At 41.5% G+C, this 19,953-nt stretch carries 18 protein-coding genes; 11 read left to right on the top strand and 7 right to left on the bottom strand.

The window, feature by feature from the left end:
• The first annotated feature begins 169 nt into the window (after nucleotides 1–169).
• Nucleotides 170–931 (top strand): ABC transporter ATP-binding protein, encoded by a 762-nt coding sequence (locus tag H9631_RS10070; RefSeq protein ID WP_191812380.1) that lies wholly within the window; start codon nucleotides 170–172, stop codon nucleotides 929–931.
• The gene (locus H9631_RS10065) at nucleotides 921–2,864 is read left to right on the top strand and encodes an ABC transporter permease (RefSeq protein ID WP_191812378.1); all 1,944 of its coding nucleotides are present in this window, start codon (nucleotides 921–923) and stop codon (nucleotides 2,862–2,864) included. Before H9631_RS10070 ends, H9631_RS10065 begins: the two co-directional genes overlap by 11 nt.
• A gap of 48 nt (nucleotides 2,865–2,912) precedes the next feature.
• On the opposite strand, the gene H9631_RS10060 is transcribed toward H9631_RS10065, so the two are convergent.
• The 4 genes from H9631_RS10060 to H9631_RS10045 form a co-directional block, all read right to left on the bottom strand.
• Nucleotides 2,913–4,688, bottom strand: coding sequence for a sodium:solute symporter family protein (locus tag H9631_RS10060; RefSeq protein WP_191812376.1), 1,776 nt, complete (start codon nucleotides 4,686–4,688; stop codon nucleotides 2,913–2,915).
• Nucleotides 4,688–5,551: an alpha/beta fold hydrolase gene (locus H9631_RS10055; protein ID WP_191812368.1), complete on the bottom strand. Its 864-nt coding sequence runs from the start codon at nucleotides 5,549–5,551 to the stop codon at nucleotides 4,688–4,690. Before H9631_RS10055 ends, H9631_RS10060 begins: the two co-directional genes overlap by 1 nt.
• A gap of 122 nt (nucleotides 5,552–5,673) precedes the next feature.
• Nucleotides 5,674–6,843 (bottom strand): TraB/GumN family protein, encoded by a 1,170-nt coding sequence (locus tag H9631_RS10050; protein ID WP_191812366.1) that lies wholly within the window; start codon nucleotides 6,841–6,843, stop codon nucleotides 5,674–5,676.
• Nucleotides 6,844–6,878: 35 nt separating this feature from the next.
• Nucleotides 6,879–7,604 carry a Fic family protein gene (locus tag H9631_RS10045; RefSeq protein ID WP_191812364.1) on the bottom strand — a complete coding sequence of 242 codons (726 nt, stop codon included), beginning with the start codon at nucleotides 7,602–7,604 and terminating at the stop codon, nucleotides 6,879–6,881.
• A gap of 195 nt (nucleotides 7,605–7,799) precedes the next feature.
• Here H9631_RS10045 and H9631_RS10040 point away from each other — a divergent pair, with 195 nt between their 5' ends.
• The 8 genes from H9631_RS10040 to H9631_RS10005 all read left to right on the top strand — a co-directional run bounded on the left by H9631_RS10040 (nucleotide 7,800) and on the right by H9631_RS10005 (nucleotide 14,927).
• Nucleotides 7,800–8,234, top strand: coding sequence for a hypothetical protein (locus H9631_RS10040; protein WP_191812362.1), 435 nt, complete (start codon nucleotides 7,800–7,802; stop codon nucleotides 8,232–8,234).
• A complete protein-coding gene (locus tag H9631_RS10035) occupies nucleotides 8,222–8,518 on the top strand; it encodes a DUF2653 family protein (RefSeq protein WP_191812360.1) in 297 nt (98 codons plus the stop codon). Before H9631_RS10040 ends, H9631_RS10035 begins: the two co-directional genes overlap by 13 nt.
• Nucleotides 8,519–8,915: 397 nt before the next feature.
• Nucleotides 8,916–9,761, top strand: a complete 846-nt coding sequence (locus H9631_RS10030; protein WP_191812358.1) for an ABC transporter ATP-binding protein — start codon at nucleotides 8,916–8,918, stop codon at nucleotides 9,759–9,761.
• Complete coding sequence (locus H9631_RS10025; protein ID WP_191812356.1) at nucleotides 9,712–10,629, top strand: iron-hydroxamate ABC transporter substrate-binding protein; 918 nt, start codon at nucleotides 9,712–9,714, stop codon at nucleotides 10,627–10,629. Before H9631_RS10030 ends, H9631_RS10025 begins: the two co-directional genes overlap by 50 nt.
• Nucleotides 10,630–10,696: 67 nt before the next feature.
• A complete protein-coding gene (locus H9631_RS10020; protein WP_191812355.1) occupies nucleotides 10,697–11,704 on the top strand; it encodes a FecCD family ABC transporter permease in 1,008 nt (335 codons plus the stop codon).
• Nucleotides 11,701–12,711, top strand: coding sequence for a FecCD family ABC transporter permease (locus H9631_RS10015; protein WP_191812353.1), 1,011 nt, complete (start codon nucleotides 11,701–11,703; stop codon nucleotides 12,709–12,711). The genes H9631_RS10020 and H9631_RS10015 overlap by 4 nt, the downstream gene beginning before the upstream one ends.
• Before the next feature lie 193 nt (nucleotides 12,712–12,904).
• Nucleotides 12,905–14,227: a sodium-dependent transporter gene (locus H9631_RS10010; protein ID WP_191812351.1), complete on the top strand. Its 1,323-nt coding sequence runs from the start codon at nucleotides 12,905–12,907 to the stop codon at nucleotides 14,225–14,227.
• Between the two features lie 76 nt (nucleotides 14,228–14,303).
• Nucleotides 14,304–14,927, top strand: coding sequence for a DUF1269 domain-containing protein (locus H9631_RS10005; protein WP_191812349.1), 624 nt, complete (start codon nucleotides 14,304–14,306; stop codon nucleotides 14,925–14,927).
• A 220-nt stretch (nucleotides 14,928–15,147) separates the two neighbouring features.
• On the opposite strand, the gene pdxS is transcribed toward H9631_RS10005, so the two are convergent.
• Nucleotides 15,148–16,032, bottom strand: coding sequence for a pyridoxal 5'-phosphate synthase lyase subunit PdxS (pdxS, locus tag H9631_RS10000; protein ID WP_191812347.1), 885 nt, complete (start codon nucleotides 16,030–16,032; stop codon nucleotides 15,148–15,150).
• A gap of 121 nt (nucleotides 16,033–16,153) precedes the next feature.
• Between pdxS and pdxR the strand changes: the two genes are divergently transcribed.
• Nucleotides 16,154–17,557: a MocR-like pyridoxine biosynthesis transcription factor PdxR gene (gene pdxR, locus H9631_RS09995; protein ID WP_191812345.1), complete on the top strand. Its 1,404-nt coding sequence runs from the start codon at nucleotides 16,154–16,156 to the stop codon at nucleotides 17,555–17,557.
• Between the two features lie 56 nt (nucleotides 17,558–17,613).
• Here pdxR and nhaC read toward each other — a convergent pair whose 3' ends face one another.
• Both nhaC and H9631_RS09985 read right to left on the bottom strand, forming a co-directional pair.
• Nucleotides 17,614–19,023 carry a Na+/H+ antiporter NhaC gene (nhaC, locus tag H9631_RS09990; RefSeq protein WP_191812343.1) on the bottom strand — a complete coding sequence of 470 codons (1,410 nt, stop codon included), beginning with the start codon at nucleotides 19,021–19,023 and terminating at the stop codon, nucleotides 17,614–17,616.
• A 41-nt stretch (nucleotides 19,024–19,064) separates the two neighbouring features.
• On the bottom strand, nucleotides 19,065–19,748 hold the full coding sequence (locus tag H9631_RS09985) for a GntR family transcriptional regulator (RefSeq protein ID WP_191812341.1): 684 nt from the start codon (nucleotides 19,746–19,748) through the stop codon (nucleotides 19,065–19,067).
• Nucleotides 19,749–19,953: the final 205 nt, after the last annotated feature.

Below are 19,953 nucleotides of genomic sequence, written 5' to 3'. Positions count from 1 at the left end.
GGCCAATCGAAGGAAAAAGCCATTCAATCCTTTTATGATAAAAATAACGAAAAAAAGCAAAAGCGCCTTGGTCAGTATGGACAAACAAACTCTAAGTCACTATAGGAAATTGTCTTGGGACCTCAAGGGCTAGGCGCTGAAGCTGGACATCAGTAAAGGAGCGAACAAAATGAGCATTCTTGCAGCACAAAAAATTTATAAAAGCTACGGGAATAAATTCAATAAACAGGAAGTTTTAAAAGGGATAGACATCGAAGTGGAAAAAGGTGATTTTGTCAGTATCATGGGTGCTTCCGGATCTGGAAAAACGACATTGTTGAATGTCCTTTCCTCCATCGACAGGGTCAGCCAGGGCATCATCAAAATTAATGGCAAGGACATTGTCGGCATGAAGGAAAAGCAACTTGCCGAATTCCGGAAAAATCATCTTGGCTTCATTTTCCAGGACTATAATTTGCTCGATACATTGACGGTGAAAGAAAATATCCTTCTTCCATTGTCCATTACAAAGACGCCTAAAAAGGAAGCTGAACAAAAATTTCATCAGTTGGCAACTGAGCTTGGCATCGCCGAAATAAAAGATAAATACCCGAATGAAATTTCCGGCGGGCAGAAGCAGCGAACTTCAGCAGCAAGGGCCTTCATCCACAATCCAAGCATCATTTTTGCAGACGAGCCGACAGGCGCGTTGGATTCCAAATCCGCTTCGGATCTTTTAAATAAACTGAGCGGCTTAAACGAAAAGCTGGGTGCGACGATTATCATGGTCACGCATGACCCCGTGGCTGCAAGTTTTTCAAAAAGTGTGATATTCATCAAAGACGGACAAATGTATACACAGTTGAACAAAGGCGAAGAGACGAGACAGACGTTCCTGAAGGATATCATGAAAACCCAAGGCGTACTGGGCGGTGTCCACGATGAACGTTAATCAGATCATTTTTCGCAACTTGAAAAAGAACATCAAGAATTACTATCTCTATGTTTTTGCGTTGATTTTCAGTGTTGCCCTTTATTTCGCTTTTGTCACTTTGCAATATGATCCTTCGATGGACGAAGTAAAAGGCTCCATCAAAGGCGGGGCCGCTATCAGAGCTGCATCCGTTATGCTTGTGGCTATTGTTTCCGTCTTTCTTTTATATGCCAATCAGCTTTTTATTAAAAGAAGGAGCAAAGAAATAGGCTTGTTTCAGCTCATAGGAATGACTAAAAATAAAATTTTTCGGCTTTTAAGTGCTGAAAATTTTATTCTTTATTACAGTTCTATGATTCTGGGAATATTTATTGGCTTCTCCGTCTCTAAGTTAATCATCATGATCCTGTTTAAAATAACAGGCGTGGATGCAATTGCCACTTTAACGTTTTCATCCAAAGCGCTGATCCAGACAGTGATCGTTTTTTCTGTCATCTATCTGTTCATCCTAATGATGAATTACCTTTTTATCAAGCGGCAAAGCATCTTGTCATTATTCCGGGTTCTTTCTTCCACTGAATCAAAAGTGAAAAAGCTATCCAAATTTCAAGTGGTTATCGGAATCCTTGGAATCATCTTGATTATTACAGGCTACTATGTATCTTCAAAGCTGTTTAGCGGTGATTTTACAACGATGCCGCAATTATTCGGGGCGATGCTGTTTATTCTGGCTACCGTCATAATTGGAACGTACCTTTTTTACAAAGGCTCTGTCAGTTTCCTTTTCCACCTCATCCGGAAAAGGAAGAAGGGATATTTAAATATTAACGAAGTCCTTTCGCTTTCTTCCATCATGTTCCGGATGAAATCGAATGCGTTATTGCTCACCGTCATTACAACAGTATCGGCTTTGGCAGTAGGACTTTTATCTCTCAGCTATATTTCGTACTATTCGGCGGAAAAATCAGCTCGGGACAATGTTCCAGCGGACTTCACCTTAACGGACATAAAAGATGCAAATGAGCTGAAAGACTCTTTTAAAAGAAATCAAATTGCCTTCAGTGAAACAAAAATCAACGTTATCCAAGTAGAGGCCAATGTAAAAGACATTCTGGACAGTGATCTGGAAGGAATAAATTTTGATCCCAATGTCATAGATATGGCTGTCGTCAGTGACAAAGACATTGATGGCATCGATGTTTCTCCTAACGATACGATATTTACCGGATATTCCGATCTGATGAAGAAGTTTATTTCTTTTAAAGATCAAGGGACAATCAAGTGGAAAACACAAAACGAAACAATTATGCAAAATTATAAAGGCATGCGGAAGGAACGGATCATTTCCTGGACTTTTACAAGCGGTGGACTTCCAGTTGCAATTGTAGACGATACCGTGTTTAACCGTCTAAAGAAGGATTTGAATCCTAAGATTCAGAAAGAGCCGGTTTACATCGGAGTTGACCTTAAGGATGACAAGGACATTGAAAAAGCGAACGACATCTTTAAAACACTTGGCTTTGATGAGATTGGGACTTACCATTCTCTTTATGAAATGATCAGCACACAAAAACAATTATTCGGCCTCACCATGTTTATCGTCGGCTTCTTGGGGCTCACCTTCTTGATTACATCAGGCTGTATCCTTTATTTTAAACAGATGGATGAAGGTGAAGACGAAAAACCAAACTACACCATTTTGAGAAAGCTCGGATACACACAGAATGACCTGTTGCGTGGTATCCAAGCGAAACAATTATTCAATTTCGGCATCCCGCTTGGCATCGGATTGCTTCATGGGTATTTCGCTGTCAAATCCGGATGGTTCTTATTTGGGACAGAACTGTGGACGCCAATGTTTATCGTAATGCTCCTTTACACTGCACTGTATTCCGTCTTCGGCCTGCTGTCTGTCTTTTATTATAAAAAGGTGATCAGAGAGGCTTTGTAATACATCACTCAAGCCCCCCGCTAATCCAGCGGGGGGCTTGCTGATGCTTTATAGCTCTTTCTTCTGCATAAAGTCCTCTTTTACATATTTGAATACACGGATAATGATGTAAATCCCAAAACCGGATGTCAAAAGGGCGATCAGTGAAAAAACAATATTAGTTACTGTGCCGCCAAACCCTGACAGAAACGGGAAGGCAAACAAATTGCCGCTGAAATGGCGATAGAGCCCCAAGATAATCAAAGCTCCCCAAATCACTGAGAGTACAACCAAGTCCTTATTATTTGATATCGTTTTTCTATTATTAAACATATTGATGCAGTCCGGCGACATTTGGTCTTCTCCCCTGCTGGCATCAACTAGACTGATGGATACATAAAGAATGACAGCCAAGGCAACACCCCAAATAATAACGGGAATGCCCAGATAACCTTCTCCGCCAAATGCAGCGTATGGTCCTCCTACTTGAATCATCATAAAAAGAGTAGCAGCCACTGTAAGGATACAGCCCCAAAACGCCGCTTTCTCAGTCATCTTTCTCCAATATAGTGAAAGCAAGACAAGCGGTGTTAAAGCTGAAATAAGGATGATCTGAATACCTACAGCAGCAATAACGATACCATTGGCTGAAATAAACGGGGCAAAAACAATGGCTGTTAACCCAATAATGACCGTAAACATCCTAGTTAACCGAATTTGCATTTGATCACTGAGATCAGACTTTATCTTTAAAATAATATTTTTAACGATGATACCACTGCCCGCATTCAAGTAAGTCGAAATCGTGGACATAGCAGCAGCGGCCACAGCCGTTACTACCAAAGCCGCTCCAAATAACGGCAAAGTTTCTCTGACAAGTCGGATAACGACCTCGTCTGTATTCACTAACCCAGGCAGCAAGACTACCCCATAGGCCCCAATAATCACAAGAATCCAGGCATTCAGCCAATCCAATAAAAAGAAGCTATAAACTCCTTTCCGGCTCTCTCTAAAGCTTTTCGCAGCCAGAGCACGTTGGATAAAGCCAAGGTCTACTGGAATCCAGAAAGAAGTCGCTAATATAAACGCAATCAGACTGAACACTGTCACTTCCGGAGGAAGAGTGAACAAGTCAGTAAACCCGGCAAACAGTGTTGTTCCATCTGCCCCTGCCTGAAGATCAAAGCCAGATTTTCCAACATATTCAGTGATAAAGTTGGTGAAAAATCCGTATTTTAAACTTAGCATATAAAACAAAGCACTAACGCCCAGTAAAATGATGACCATTTGGACGGCATCTGTAAGAACGACTGCTTTTAATCCACCTGTCATTGTATAAAGAATTGTTACTACAGCGATCGGACCAATGCTCCATGCCCAGGATACGCCTGTGATAACCTCAATGATCAAAGCGACCCCAAAAAGAGACATTCCTATTAAAAAAATACTCCAAGCCACCTGGATAACGGATAATAAAATCTCTAGGCGCCTGCTTTTTCCAAAACGGGCATCGGCCAGATCCCCCACTGTTGATAAATTCATGAGGCGCAGACGAGAGCCGAACCTGCTTAATAGAATCGTTCCAATTGTTGAGGAGGACAAGGCTGCCCAAAATACATAAGTAAACCCTGTTGAATAGGCAAAGCCCGGCTGCCCCATGACAGTTGCTGTATTAGCCACAGTTGCTGCGAATGTCAAAGTCAGTACATACCAGGGTAAATTTCTTCCTCCAAGAATATAATCATCTAATGAATGCAATTGTTTTGAAACCTTATACCCTATATATAGCATTCCCAGCAGGTAGATGGCGCCGACTGTTAAAATGACAATGCTCTCTCCGTTCATCACTTGTTCCCCTTGTCTACAAAATCAACGACAGTACGAATAAATGATTCCCGTTCTTCTATGAACGGCATATGACCGCTTTTTTCAAAAACGCTTAGAATGGCATCTGGCAGGAGTCCCTTCATTTCTTCCGCTTGTGAAACGGAGGTAATCCAATCATGTCGGCCCGCTACTATCAGTACTGGCATAGTTAATTCCGGTAATTGTGCCCGGACATCATAATGTGGCATGAAATGTTTAAATGTATAATTACACACTTCCAGCGAACCAATCGGGCGATTCCCCGTCTCATACATCAGCTGTTCATCCTTTTTATAAAAATACAGGGCAAAACATTCATCCCACCAGGCTTCCAATTCTTCATCACCCTGGATTTTCCCCTCAAAAAGCCTTGGAATCAGCTCTAATTGCCGGGGTGTTGCAATCTTCTTTGCAAAGCTTTTGGCATCTTCATAAAAATCCTTACTTGGAGCCGTGCAGATGAGCAGCAGCTTTTCAACAGATGACGGATATTTAATGGCATATGTTTGTGCTACCATGCCGCCAAAAGAATGGCCCAGCACATGCACTTTATCTAAACCGAGGTATTTCCGGAAAGCTTCAATATCATCCGCTAATTGTTCCAGCGTGCAAGTCGCTGGATCAACCCGCTCAGACTGTCCGTTGGCCCGGTGATCCAGGTAAATAAGCTGCATATGCTCGGTTAGCGGATCAAACCACGGCTTGAAATCGGAATGATCACTTCCCGGCCCTCCATGCAAAACAATACAGGCCGAACGGTGTTTCATTTTGGGGCCGTCAGGTATATAGCCTGAGCCGTCGATATCGAAGAATAATTTTACTCCATTAACGTGTGCGTACAAAAATAACCTCTCCTCGCGCTTTTTATTCACATCGATTTAGTTGGAAATATGCATACCGTATTATAACAATAACCTGCACAAAAAAAGAAGAAAAAACTCCAGATCTTCTGGAGTCTTAACATTCATTTCATATTTTCGAAGAATAGACGGATGACATCCGCTCCGCCGACAAAAGTACCGATGGAACTCCCCAAATTAGCCAGGACGACAACCAGCAGTATACGAGTTACCTTATTATGCCAAAAACCCTTGAAACTGAAAACATCTTGCGAAAGGTTTTCAAAATCTCTTACATGCGGCCTGCGCATATAGGCCTGAACGGCGCCCGCAAACCACCCAGCCGCAAGAAGTGGGTTCAAAGAAGTAATCGGGGCGGCAACGAACGCTGTTAGAATGGCCAAGGGATGTCCAAAAGCAAGTGCTGTTCCAAGGGCCGATAAAGACCCATTCCATAGTATCCAGCTGATCGTTTGTTGCCAGCCCGCAGATGGATTAGCATAAAACGTATAAGCAATCAAAGCAAAAATGAGAATGGGAATGGCCCAACCAATGACTTTAGGGACTTTTGACTTTGGAGGGCGTTCGGATAAACGCTTAAGATCGTGTTCCTTTTTTATTTCCTCCGTAATACCAGGAACATGAGCAGCCCCCAGAACCGCTACGATTTTCTTTCCTGGAGCTTCTTTAATTTTCTGCGACAAATACTGATCACGCTCATCAATCAATGGAACCTTCAACTTAGGAAAACCTTCAGTAAATTCCTTTAAAATAACGTTAATCGTATCCTGATTCTTCATCTTTTCAAGCTCTTCTTCTGAGATCTCCTCATTGCTAAAGATACTGAATACAACCTGCGAAAGCAGCTGCGCCTTCCCCCAAAACCCTACATTGTTCCAAATACGTGCAAACGTGATTTGAATATTCCTGTCAGCCAAAACAAGGTCAGCACCAATTTCCTTGGCTGATTCAATACCTTGGATCATCTCCTGCCCCGCCTGAATGCCAAACTGCTTGGCCATCCGCTTTTGAAAGGAGGAAATCGCCAGATTCATTAATAATAGAGTTGCTTTCTTTTCCTTGATGACCTTAAAAATATCCATGTCTTTCCATTGATTTTTATTCTGGATCGCTTCGTATCTTTGTTCATCCAGCTCCACACAAACAGAGTCCGGCCGCTCGGCTTCGATGACCTCTTTTACCTGTTCCGCACTCTGCTTAGAAACATGGGCTGTCCCAATCAATATGAGTTCCTTGCCATTTAGTTCAATTCTTGTAATATTTTCTTCTGACATAAGTACCTTCCTCTGAAAACGCGGTATTTTGACTCTTATAAGCTTTCCAAATACAAATCCAGCGTATCAGCCAACTCATCTTTCACTAATTCAATAAAATCATCGAACATTTCTTTTGTATGAGCTTTATCCAATGCTTCATAATAGGCAAGTCTATGTTTTGCCTTGATGACTACTGGCGGATATCCATCCTTCATCAAATCCAAATTTAACAGCAGCCTTGATGTCCGGCCGTTACCATCAATAAATGGATGAATCCCTACAAAAAAGACATGAAGCATCGCGGCTTTTTCCACTGGATGCAGGACTTGGGCCGGTCCATTATGCCAAGCAATCAGCTCTTCCATCTTTTCATCTATGAGATAGTGGCCAGGTGGTATGTGCTCCGCGCCGGAAATAAATACCTGCCCCTTGCGATATTGGCCGGCATTTTCGTCATCAATGCCTTTTAACACAAGTCTATGAATATTTTTGATTTGCCACTCAGAGAGCTCCTCATTTTTCTTAACAATTTCTTCTACATACAAAATCGCAGCACTGTGATTAATGATTTCAAGATGCTCACGCATTGTTTTTCCACCGACAGTAATTCCTTCAAGGACAACCTTGGTCTCTTTCAACGTCAACGTATTGCCTTCAATTGCGTTGGAATTGTATGTCCATTCAAGTAGCAACTTTTCTCTTAATGTTTTTAAAGTAGATACCGGCAAAGGCCGTTTATTGTCTAATAGTCGTTTTTTTTGATCAATTTCTTCGAACATCCTTCTCCCCTCCCGCATCAGACTCTTATCAGTATCGTCATATTTCAAAATAAAAAATCTATTCTTTCAAAAACCTTATATACTATCTATTATACACTCCCTATTGAAATCGTTTTAGCCCCAAATCATTTTCATGTGAAAAAAATAAGGATAAGGTATAATAATACTGTTGCACTAAATCAACGGAGGTTGAAAATGAAAAAAATAATAACAGCATTGCTCACGGCAACACTTCTATTATCTCCAGTCGGAAACTTGGTATTTCAGGATCATGTAACGACAGTCGAAGCAAAAGGTTATAAATCTGGTAAAAGAAGCTTCAACATGAAAAATAACCAGTCGAATTTCCAACAGAAACAAAAGCAAGAATCCCCAAAAACGAATTCAACTAAGCAGCAAACCAATCCCAAAGGTGGGTTCTTTTCAGGCGGCCTGATGAAAGGCTTGATGTTTGGTGGATTGGCCGGATTGCTGTTCGGAAGTCTTTTCGCAAATATGGGCGCTTTGGGGTCACTATTGGGATTAATAGTCAACCTGGCTGCCATCTATATACTCTTTGTCGTCATTCGTAAAGTATTCACAGCCTTGACCCGTCAAAGAAGAGAGGATACAGGTCCGTGGGGCAGATAATCATCTCTGAGCAGGATATAATCAATGCTACTTGTATTGATCAATCTAGGAAAAGGTATGTTCAACCTGAAGACGTGGAAGTTGAATTAATGTATGACGATGAAACTGGGTTTACTGCTGAGGCATATATTAGCGGAATGAAATATGAACTTCAAACCATCCATTTAATTGAAGCGCTCCGTTTATGGATCGAGGAAATTTTAGGTAAAAATCCATATGCAGGAATAGAACTTGTTCTCGATGATGAGGAAGGGATTATTGCGGTTATAAATGGAGAAGACTAAAAAGTAGGGCTGGCTCTCTTGCTGTAAACACAGTAAGGAGCCGCCCTTTTTTCGTTATGCCGAAAAAAATATAAGCCGCTATGTGATCCCTTATCAGCACCTGGACTAGCCTTTTACTGAAAACAGCAATCTATGATATACAGATTCTTGGCCCTCACTCAAATCTATCGATCAAATTACTCACCCCATCATTTATAAAGCAAATAAGACCTCTCATTTTTTTCAATTCCCTTAATATCCCACTATGTAGATGCTGTTAACTTCACGTAGAACAATCCAATCCCACTCCTTAAATGGCCATCTCAATTTTATATTGACTTCATTAAAACAAACTAATATAGTTAAATCATGCAACTGATAATCATTATCATTTGAACTTAAACTAGGAGGTGTAACATTGATTCGCCTTTATACAGATAATTTAGATATAAGCTATGGGGAACGGCTCATTGTTAAAAACTTGAGGGTGGAAATTCCCGATAAAAAAATTACTACAATCATCGGTCCAAATGGCTGTGGCAAGTCAACCCTATTGAAAGCAATCACCCGAATTATTCCACCTCAGTCAGGGACAGTTGTTTTAGATGGGAAAAACACCGCAAAGGAAAAAACAAAAGTTCTTGCCCGAAAGATTGCGATCCTTCCGCAAACCCCTGAAAGTGTCAATGGATTAACTGCTGGTGAACTCGTATCCTATGGTCGTTTCCCGTATCAGAAAGGATTTGGACGTTTAACACCTAAAGATATTGAAGTGATTGACTGGGCTCTTGATGTGACTGGAACGAGCGAATTTAAACACCGTTCCGTAGACGCATTATCAGGCGGCCAGCGTCAGCGTGTTTGGATTGCTATGGCTTTAGCTCAGGAAACAGAGATTATATTTTTAGATGAACCTACCACCTATTTGGATATGGCACATCAACTAGAGGTATTGGAGCTATTACAAAGGCTTAATAAAGAAGAGAATCGCACCATTATCATGGTTCTTCATGACCTAAATCAAGCTGCCCGCTTTGCAGATTATATCGTCGCCTTGAAAGATGGTGAAGTTGTCAAAGCTGGAGGCTGTGAAGAAGTCATCAACAAGCAGGTCCTAAAAAAAGTGTTTCATATCGATGCTGAAATCGGACGGGATCCGCGTACAAACAAACCCATGTGCATCACGTATAACTTAATCAAAGGAGAACAAAGAAATGAAAAAGATTTTGATCCCATCCCTGCTGTTGCTCATGCTGCTCATTAGTGGCTGCAGCTCATCCGAACAAAAAAGCAACTCCGCCTCCAAAGAGGAAAAATCAGAGACAAGGACATATGAATCTGAAAATGGGCCTATAGAGGTTCCCGCTAATCCTAAACGAGTAGTCGTACTAGCTAGTTTTACAGGAAACGTTATGGCTTTAGGTGTCAATTTAGCAGGGACGGATTCTTGGTCTAAAATGAACCCCCGCTTTGAAGAAGATCTGAAAGATGTCGAGGAAATTTCTGACGAGAATTTGGAAAAAATTATTGAACTAGAGCCTGACCTAATTATTGGTTTATCCACTAGTAAAAACATTGATAAATTAAGTGAAATTGCTCCTACTGTCACATATACGTATGGCAAGGTGGACTACCTCACACAACACTTAGAGATTGGCAAGCTATTGAATAAAGAAAAAGAGGCACAAGAATGGGTAGATGATTTTAAAAAACGCGCCCAAGAGACTGGCCAAGAAATCAAAGCAAAAATAGGTGAGGATTCAACTGTTTCCGTTATTGAGAACTGGGACAAACAGCTTTATGTATATGGAGACAACTGGGGGCGCGGCACTGAAATTTTATACCAAGAGATGAAATTAGCTATGCCTGAGAAAGTAAAAGAAATGGCACTCAAAGACGGATATTATGCACTCTCTATAGAAGTGCTTCCGGAATTTGCTGGTGACTATGTGGTACTCAGCAAGAACCTTGATACAGACAATGGATTCCAGGAAACTGACACATATAAAAACTTACCCGCTGTTAAGAATGATCGTGTTTTTGAAGTAAATGCAAAAGAGTTTTATTTCAATGACCCCCTCACTCTGGAACTGCAGTTGGACTTTTTCAAAAAAAGCTTTCTTGGCAAATGATTTTTCGGGAAAGGATTTGTTTCAATCATTCCTTTCCTTTGATTTTTTAAAAGAAAAGTGAGAAAAAATGACAAAAGAACAGCATAAAATCCCATTTTTATACAAGCTTATTGCAGGAATTTTAATCTTTGTTGGTGTATTTCTTGTTTCGATGGTGCTTGGTGCAGCTGACACAACCGTTTCTGATGTTTGGCTCGCATTGACTACAGAAACCGCCGGGGAAAAACTGTCAATGATCCGCGAAATTCGATTCCCGCGTGAAGTGGCAGCTATTTTCGTTGGAGCTGCTCTTTCTGTTTCTGGTGCCATTATTCAAGGTATGACGAAAAACCCTCTTGCCGATCCGGGCCTGCTCGGATTAACTGCCGGAGCAAATGCCGCATTAGCATTTGTACTGGCTTTTATACCGGCAACCAATTATCTAGGTATTACGATTGCCTGCTTCATTGGAGCAGCGATTGGGACCATTATGGTCTTTGGGATTAGTTCCATGAAAAAAGGCGGTTTCTCTCCCCTGCGACTTGTCTTAGCTGGCGCAGCTGTTTCCGCTTTCCTGTACGCCATTGCTGAAGGTATAAGCATTTATTTCAAAATTTCTAAGGATGTATCCATGTGGACAGCAGGAGGCCTTATCGGCACTTCCTGGAAACAGCTTCAAGTGATCATTCCTTTTATTTTAATCGGAATAGTCATTGCTATTCTTCTTTCAAAACAGCTCACGATTCTCAGTTTGAATGAGGAAGTAGCCATTGGCTTAGGTCAAAAGACAACGCAGGTAAAGACCATTTTGTTCATTGTCGTCATTTTGCTTGCTGGAGCTTCTGTTGCACTTGTTGGTAATCTGGTGTTCATCGGACTCATGGTACCTCATATAGTACGTTTCATCGTTGGAACCGACTATCGTCTAATCATTCCGATGTCTGCTATTTTTGGAGCCACTTTCATGCTTTTAGCGGACACAGTAGGTCGTACGATCAATGCTCCGTACGAAACACCTGTAGCAGCCATTATTGCCATCATAGGCCTGCCTTTCTTTTTATTAATTGTTCACAAAGGAGGCAGCGCGTTTTCATGATTCATCCATCATTACTCAAAAAACAAAGATTCATTCTCTTATTGTTGCTGTTACTCATTCCAATTACGATTATCATTGGACTCGGCAGTGGCTACTCCGCCTTATCTTTTGACAGACTGATTCCAACCTTCCTTGGTCAAGGTACATTTAAGGAAGAGTTTGTTCTGTTCTCTATTCGACTACCTAGAATCATCATTGTTCTTTTAGCCGGAATGGGATTGGCTTTATCTGGAGCTATTTTACAAGGAATTACACGAAATGACCTAGCTGATCCAGGTATAATAGGAATCAATTCTGGAGCAGGTGTTGCAATTGCTGTATTCTTTTTGTATTTCCCTATAAAAGCAGGCTCTTTTATTTACTTATTGCCTGTGGTTGCTTTTATTGGGGCACTCTTAACAGCTGTCCTTATTTACATTTTCTCATATAAAAAAATTCTTGGGGTCCAGCCTATAAAACTGGTCCTAGTGGGAATCGGTTTTTCGATGGCTCTATCTGGGGCAATGATCGTCCTCATTTCATCAGCTGAGCGTTCAAAAGTAGACTTCATTGCAAAATGGTTAGCCGGGAATATATGGGGTACGGATTGGCCTTTTATTTTGGCCATCCTCCCATGGCTGGCCATCCTTATCCCCTTTACACTGTTCAAGGCGAATCAGTTAAATCTTTTGGGATTGAGTGAGCCAGTAGCTACTGGTGTTGGAGTCTCTATTGAGAAAGAACGTATTATACTCATGTTCACTGCAGTGGCATTAGCGGCTGCCTCCGTCTCTGTCACCGGGGGGATATCTTTTATTGGACTAATGGCTCCACATATTGCCAAAGCGCTCGTAGGAGCAAGAAATCAATTATTCATTCCAATTGCCATTTTAGTGGGGGGCTGGCTATTATTAGTGGCAGACACGATCGGGCGAAATATAGGAAGCACTGATGGTCTACCAGCTGGAATTGTCGTCGCGTTGATTGGCGCTCCCTATTTTATGTACCTGCTTTTTAAAAAGAATTGAGAAGTTTCCTTATCAAATCCCGGTCTCATGGTGGATTCTAATGAGGCCGGATTTGAGTTTATTTCAATCACCTCACTCCCACATATTCATCACCTCTTCGTCTAATCTCCTGCAAAACCTCCAATATTAGCGGTTTGTTTTTCTGTTAGATAAAGCTATAATAAGGACATTGTTAACGAAGCGAGTGATTTTCTTGAAACAACGAGAGCAATGGACATCGAAGATTGGTTTTATATTGGCGGCTGCCGGAAGCGCAATTGGCTTGGGAGCAATTTGGAAGTTTCCATACATGGCTGGTACTAATGGCGGCAGTGTTTTCTTGTTTTTATTTATTTTGTCGACGCTGACAATAGGGCTTCCTATTCTGTTGGCAGAGTTTGTGATCGGGCGAAGAGGACAGCGCGATGCTGTCTCGTCTCTAAAGCTACTTGCCCCAAGAGGGAAATGGCACTGGATTGGATGGATGGGATTAGTTACATCCTTCATCCTTTTATCTTTTTACAGTGTAGTCGGAGGATGGATTCTTTCCTACTTGGCAAGAGCATTGATCTTCCAATTAAATAATACGGATTACGGAGAACTGTTCGGATCGGTCATATCCAATCCTGTTGAAGTTCTAATCGCGCAGGCAGCCTTCATGTTTTTAACAATTTGGATTGTCCAAGGTGGGATCAAGGGAGGGATAGAACGCGCAAGCCGATGGATGATGCCGTTATTATTCATCTTTTTTATCGTCTTAGCCATCCGATCCCTGACATTGGAAGGGGCTATGGAAGGAGTACGATTCCTGTTCGTTCCTGATTGGTCTTTTTTGACAGGAAAAACCTTTCTATTGGCGCTTGGACAGGCTTTCTTCTCGCTAAGTGTCGGTGTTACAGCGATGATGACTTACGCGTCTTACCTGCCAAAAGAGGAACGCCTTGGTCAATCTGCCTTAAATGTATCGTTATTAAATATATTCATTTCCTTACTGGCTGGAATTGTCATTTTTCCCGCGGTTTTTGCGCTCGGACATTCACCCGAAGAAGGCCCCGGCTTAATCTTTGTAGTCCTGCCCGCCATCTTTAATGAAATTCCACTTGGCGGTCTATTTATGATTATTTTCTTTATTTTATTGTTGTTTGCTACATTAACATCCGCTATCGCGATGTTAGAAATTGTCGTATCAACGGGTATCCAAAGCAGATATGACCGCCGAAAGAAAATGGCTTGGGTATTTGGCTTGCTCATTTTCCTCGTCGGTATACCAAGTGCATTATCGTTTGGAACATTATCAGATCTGCATCTTCCTGGCGGCACCGTCTTTGATTTTGCCGACATTTTGACAAGCAGAATAGGCATGCCCATCAATGCTCTGCTCGTATCACTGTTCGCAGGTCATGTGCTGACTAAGGCAGACACTGCTGATGAGCTGAGAATGAACCCTACCATCCATTCCATATGGAAGGCTATTGTCCGGTATGCCGCTCCAGCAGCAATCATCACGATCTTTCTGGCTTACTTCATTAATGGTTAACAGATTATCATGTTTTAATCTGTTAATAACGGGAATTAGAACAGAAACGACTAATTTCTGAAAGGGAGTTTGCTTTATGGAGAATGTGATTGTAACCTTTTTTGATGTGGAAAGCGAAGCTTTTCAAGCACTAGCGGAGTTGAAGCAAAAGCAATTTCAGCGTAATGACTTTGTATTATCACAGGTGGCGATTTTAAAAAAAGAAAATGGAAAGCTTGTCTTTAAGGATGGCTTCGATACAGGCATTAAGACGCGAAATGATACGTTAATTGGCGGCCTAGTCGGTTCGCTAATCGGGATTTTAGGTGGACCGCTGGGTATTCTTCTAGGCTTTGGTGTAGGGACTTCCATCGGAGCCATAACTGATATAGATGAGCTTCAAGAGGAATCCAGTCTGATTTCAGCTGTGGCCTCCCGCCTACAAGAAAATGATGTAGCAATCGTCTCTGTTATATCTGACGAATATGATGCTGTGTATGATGAGTTGATAGGAAAATTTGCTACAGAAACCCGGCGATACGAAGCAAGCGTGATTCAAGAAGAAGTGGACCATGCACGCGAGGTGGAAAAAGCGTTACAAGAACAAGCACGTGAGAAGATACGCGAAGAGCGTTCGGCTGAACGCAAAGCAAAAGTACAAGCATACAAGGAACGCATTCGCTCAGAAATGGAAGAGTTGAAAGTTAAATTCAAATCATAAGAGATTTAAGAACAAAAGCGCAAGCGCCTGTTCATAGATGTACAGACTGAGCTGGACACAGCTTATCTGAAAACAAGTTATACACAAGCATAGAATTTTACAATTTCCTATACATTGAAAAACCCGAAGGCGAAAATCTCATAGTTGTCGCTTTCGGGTTTTATATGTTTGGTAACCCAGGCTCCTATTACCTGAAAATCATGCAGGGTTCCACCCTCGCTTACCAGCCGCGTTCTGCCATTCTTTCTTCCAGACTAAGCTGATTTATGTCAATCCCTTTCATCGCTGCTCCCAGTTCTTTTGAAAGCTTGCCAATTAAATCGTAGTCTTTATAATGAGCCGTCGCTTGAACGATTGCTTTTGCAAACTTTTCCGGGCTTTCGGATTTGAAGATTCCGGATCCGACAAATACACCATCGGCGCCTAGCTCCATCATCAATGCCGCGTCAGCAGGTGTTGCTACGCCGCCGGCTGCAAAGTTAACAACTGGAAGTCTCCCCAGTTCTTTGATCTGCTTTAAAATTTCATACGGTGCACCAAGGTTTTTGGCCTCTGTCATCAACTCATCGGCATTCATTCTTGTGATGCTCCGCACTTGAGCATTCACTTTACGAATATGCCGAACAGCCTCTACAATGTTCCCTGTTCCAGGCTCGCCTTTTGTCCGAAGCATCGCAGTACCTTCACCGATCCGACGAGCTGCCTCTCCTAAATCACGGCATCCGCATACAAATGGCACGGTAAAGTCGCTTTTTAGCAGGTGATACTCTTCGTCTGCCGGAGTCAGGACTTCACTTTCATCGATAAAGTCAACACCCATAGCCTCAAGTACTCTGGCTTCAACGATATGACCGATACGTGCTTTCGCCATGACAGGAATGGAAACCGCACTTACTACTTCTTCAATAATTCTCGGATCAGCCATTCTGGCCACTCCGCCAGCCGCGCGAATATCAGAAGGCACCCTTTCCAAAGCCATGACTGCCACGGCACCAGAATCCTCTGCAACCCTTGCTTGTTCAGCGTTTACTACGTCCATGATAACGCCGCCATTAATTTTTTCCAGAACACTTTTTGCTGCTTCACTTACTGTTTGTGTCATCATTACCCCTCCAATAGATATTGTTTTTTCTTTCATTTGCCATTATTATAGAAATAAGTTGACTCTGTTAAAAGTACCAGTTTTCAATAAAATGAAAGGGTCAGTTTTATTGGAGGTTAGAAGAATGGACATGTTGTCATGCAATTTAAACCGTTCCATCGATGTTCCGTTGTATGAACAGCTCTATTTATATATAAAAAAAGAGATAACAGAAGGCCGCCTAAAATACGGCTCCAAGCTGCCATCCAAGCGGAAGCTTTCCGAATTTCTAAAGGTCAGCCAGAATACAGTGGAAACAGCCTATGATCAACTGATGGCAGAAGGTTACATTGAAGGCCTGCCCAGAAAGGGTTATTTTGTTCTGGCTTATGAAGATTTGGAATATGTCCAAAATGAAGCTGCCGTAACAGATGAATTAATCGAAGAAAAAAAATGGGTGAAGTATCATTTTCATCCTGGATGGATTGATACGGAAAATTTTCCTTTTCACAAATGGAGAAAATATGCCAGAGACACGATTGACCAACACAATCACTCATTGCTCCTACTTGGTGATAAACAAGGAGAATTAGAACTTAGAAGAGAAATAGCCCGTTATCTATATCATGCAAGAGGTGTACAATGCGTCCCTGAGCAAATTATCATTGGTGCTGGAAGTGATAATCTATTGCAGCAGCTTATTCTACTGTTTGACAAAGAAACAATATACGGGGTGGAGGACCCCGGTTATCACGTCATATCGCATATACTGAAAAGCTCACAGCATAAAATACATCCTCTGGAAGTGGATGACGAAGGTGTAAAAACAGACTCCGTCGAGAATACGAACATCAATGTCATTTACGTTACACCATCACACCACTTTCCATATGGCTCTGTACTTTCAGTCAACCGTCGGGTCAAGCTATTGAATTGGGCAGCAGGCGGTAATCACCGCTACATCATCGAAGATGATTACGACAGTGAATTCCGTTATAGCGGTAAATCTATCCCTTCATTGCAAAGCATGGATCACAGCGAAAAAGTCATTTTTTTAGGGAGCTTTTCAAAATCCCTAATCCCATCACTTCGGATCAGCTATATGGTTGTTCCAAAATCTTTATTGAAAAAATATAAAGAAGAGGCGCTATCTTTCTATCATTGTTCTGTTTCAAGGATTGACCAGCGAATATTAACGCAATTTATGAAAGAGGGAGACTTTGAGAGGCATCTAAACAGAATGCGGAAAATCTACCGAAAAAAACTGGAAAAAACCCTGGAAGTGTTAAAACCTTACCAGAAAAAGGTGGAAGTAATTGGAGAGCATTCCGGCTTGCACATGTTACTCGCCATAAAAAATGGCATGAACGAGGATGAGCTTGTTCTGAAAGCTTTGGAGAATCAGGTGAAGATCCATCCGCTTTCCAATTACACCTTGGAGAAAAAAGTTGATTTTCCTCCGAAAATCATACTAGGATTTGCGGGAATACCAGAGAATGAGCTGGAGCCCGCAATCAATCTGTTGTTAAAGAGCTGGGGGATCGCTTAGGCAGATAGCAAATGAAAAGTCCTGATGCCCTATGCGGGTTCAGGACTTTTACTAGTTCAGGAGACTTCTTGTTTCGCGCTTTTTTCGCTTGAGTCAATGTTAATCTTGGCAATGCCGAAACCAGTATAAATATAGATCAGAGCGAAGACAATGCCCAAATAAACCATTGGAGCAAATAAGATGAATTGCCCTGTGGGGACCTGTAATGTAGAGGCGATAAAAGCTCCGGTCACGCTCCAGGGAATCATTGGAGCAAGAGCTGTCCCTGTGTCCTCCAGCGTTCTGGAAAGATTTTTTCTGTGCATTCCATAGTCAGTATATAACGGCTTTAGCATGGGGCCCAAAACGGAATATGTTACATAGTAACTTCCAATAATGGTAAACAGCCCCGCATGCATCGTAAGACAGGAAGTCATCATAGAGCGGCTTGTTGTTGCAAACTGCTTAATTTTATCTAAAAGTACATCAACAACCCCTGCTGTCTGCAATGGGGCGCCAAAAACGGCAGCAGCAATCAAAATAGCAACAGTACTCAGCATGCTGGAGAGGCCGCCTTGCTGGACAATTTGATTCACAATATCGACTCCGGTATCAAGAGTGTATCCGCTATTCAAAGCCCCGGCAATATCTAATAAACTTTGCTTTTGCAGAAAACCTGCTATTAAGCATCCAAGGAAAATCCCTATTCCATAAACAGGCAGGGCAGGAAGTCCTCTAGAGATCAAAATTAAAACGGCTATAGGTGGAATTAAAACGATTGGATTTAAATTGAAATGATCAAGAATTGTATTTTGAATAATTGAGATCGTTTCACTGTTAGCGGTTACATTTTTAAACTGTAAACCAATCACCAAGTATAAAACCAATGAAATGACAAGTCCGGGAACCGTTGTATATAAGAGATGTTTTACGTGCTCCATTAAATCTACATCAACGATTGAAGAGGCAAGGATAGTGGAATCCGACAACGGAGACACTTTATCTCCAAAGATAGCCCCTACAACAACGGCGGCAGCAGTATAATACAATGGCACTTCAAGTCCCATGGAAATCCCCATAAATGCGACTCCGATCGTTCCTATAGTCGCCCAGGAGCTCCCACACATCAGCGTCATGATGGCACATATTAAACATACCGCAAATAAAAATATCGAGGGCTTTAGTAAAACCAAACCGTAATAAACAAAGAAGGGAATTGTGCCGGATAAGATCCAGGATCCGATCAACATACCGACAGCTAATAAGATCAAAATAGGCAGCAGCATATGCCCTATATTCTTCATAATATCCCGCTCAATATCTTGCCATTTAATTCCCCAAATCAAAGAAAGAAAAATAATTGCGGCACCGCCAGTCATGAGTACAATGGAAGTCGGTGCTTTAATGACGACAATCCCGCCGATGACGATGGCAATAGAAACAAGAGCAAGAATGAGCGTTTTGATAGCAGATAAAGCCGATTTCATATTGGGAGCCCCTTTCAAAATGCCGAAGACATGGATTTTAATTACTTATACTTTGATAAAACGCTTTCAATATTGGCAGAGCTGCGCTCAATTTTCTCGAAATTAAGTCTAGATATAATACCATTGATATGCTCCTTCATCCGTTTACGGGCCGTCTCCTCATCACTGACTTTGATTGCCTCCAAAATGTCCAAATGCTCTTTAGGAGAAATTGGATCATAGAGACTTTCACTGTAAAAAGTCAAATATATATTCGTCAAGGATATCAACTCTCGCAATTGTTTAATTAAGATTTCATTTTTTGAAAGCTTCGCTATTTCAATATGGATGTCATAGACGTTTTCCAAAACACCTCCGATGCTCTTAAGCTCATAAGCTTTTTTCTCCTTTTGAATCAGGTCCTCTATTTTTTCAAAAACTGGTTTAAACTTCGCATGATTCCGGCAGGCTTTAGTAACTGCGTAATCTTCCAATAATAATCTCATTTCAAAAACATCTTCAACTTCTTGTGGCGTAGGCTCATTTACAAAAGCGCCTCTGCGCGGAAGAATTTTTACATACATATCATAGGAAAGCCTCCGCAATGCAGATCGTATAGGAGTCCTGCTTACACTAAGTGCATGCGCCAAAGTCTCTTCTGAAAGCTTCATTCCTGGTGTCAATTCGCGATTGATAATAGCACTCTTAAGCATTATGTATATCTTATTCTCTAAATTGCTATCCATAAGAACCTCCTTTTACTCATATTGTATTTTTGATTGTATACAATTAAGGTACAATATCACTAGCGTTGCATTAATTAAAAATATCAATTCAAAATACTAAAAAGATTCAAAGTTTATCAGTTTAGACAAAAAAATCCTTTACAATGGAGAGGTCAGGTGGTTCCTGTCCAAATCCAACGTAAAGGATCACAACTATGGACAAGAA

The sequence above is a fragment of the Bacillus norwichensis genome (assembly GCF_014836955.1).
Taxonomy (GTDB): Bacteria; Bacillota; Bacilli; order Bacillales; family Bacillaceae_C; genus Siminovitchia; species Siminovitchia norwichensis.
Note: the sequence above shows the minus strand (reverse complement) of the source record. Positions and strands in the feature narration are given on the sequence as shown.

Coding starts and splice junctions, on each gene's coding strand:
- H9631_RS10070 (WP_191812380.1), top strand. CDS start 170: ATGAGCATTCTTGCAGCACAAAAAATTTATAAAAGCTACGGGAATAAA.
- H9631_RS10065 (WP_191812378.1), top strand. CDS start 921: ATGAACGTTAATCAGATCATTTTTCGCAACTTGAAAAAGAACATCAAG.
- H9631_RS10060 (WP_191812376.1), bottom strand. CDS start 4,688: ATGAACGGAGAGAGCATTGTCATTTTAACAGTCGGCGCCATCTACCTG.
- H9631_RS10050 (WP_191812366.1), bottom strand. CDS start 6,843: ATGTCAGAAGAAAATATTACAAGAATTGAACTAAATGGCAAGGAACTC.
- H9631_RS10045 (WP_191812364.1), bottom strand. CDS start 7,604: ATGTTCGAAGAAATTGATCAAAAAAAACGACTATTAGACAATAAACGG.
- H9631_RS10040 (WP_191812362.1), top strand. CDS start 7,800: ATGAAAAAAATAATAACAGCATTGCTCACGGCAACACTTCTATTATCT.
- H9631_RS10025 (WP_191812356.1), top strand. CDS start 9,712: ATGAAAAAGATTTTGATCCCATCCCTGCTGTTGCTCATGCTGCTCATT.
- H9631_RS10020 (WP_191812355.1), top strand. CDS start 10,697: ATGACAAAAGAACAGCATAAAATCCCATTTTTATACAAGCTTATTGCA.
- H9631_RS10015 (WP_191812353.1), top strand. CDS start 11,701: ATGATTCATCCATCATTACTCAAAAAACAAAGATTCATTCTCTTATTG.
- H9631_RS10005 (WP_191812349.1), top strand. CDS start 14,304: ATGGAGAATGTGATTGTAACCTTTTTTGATGTGGAAAGCGAAGCTTTT.
- pdxS (WP_191812347.1), bottom strand. CDS start 16,032: ATGATGACACAAACAGTAAGTGAAGCAGCAAAAAGTGTTCTGGAAAAA.
- pdxR (WP_191812345.1), top strand. CDS start 16,154: ATGGACATGTTGTCATGCAATTTAAACCGTTCCATCGATGTTCCGTTG.
- nhaC (WP_191812343.1), bottom strand. CDS start 19,023: ATGAAATCGGCTTTATCTGCTATCAAAACGCTCATTCTTGCTCTTGTT.
- H9631_RS09985 (WP_191812341.1), bottom strand. CDS start 19,748: ATGGATAGCAATTTAGAGAATAAGATATACATAATGCTTAAGAGTGCT.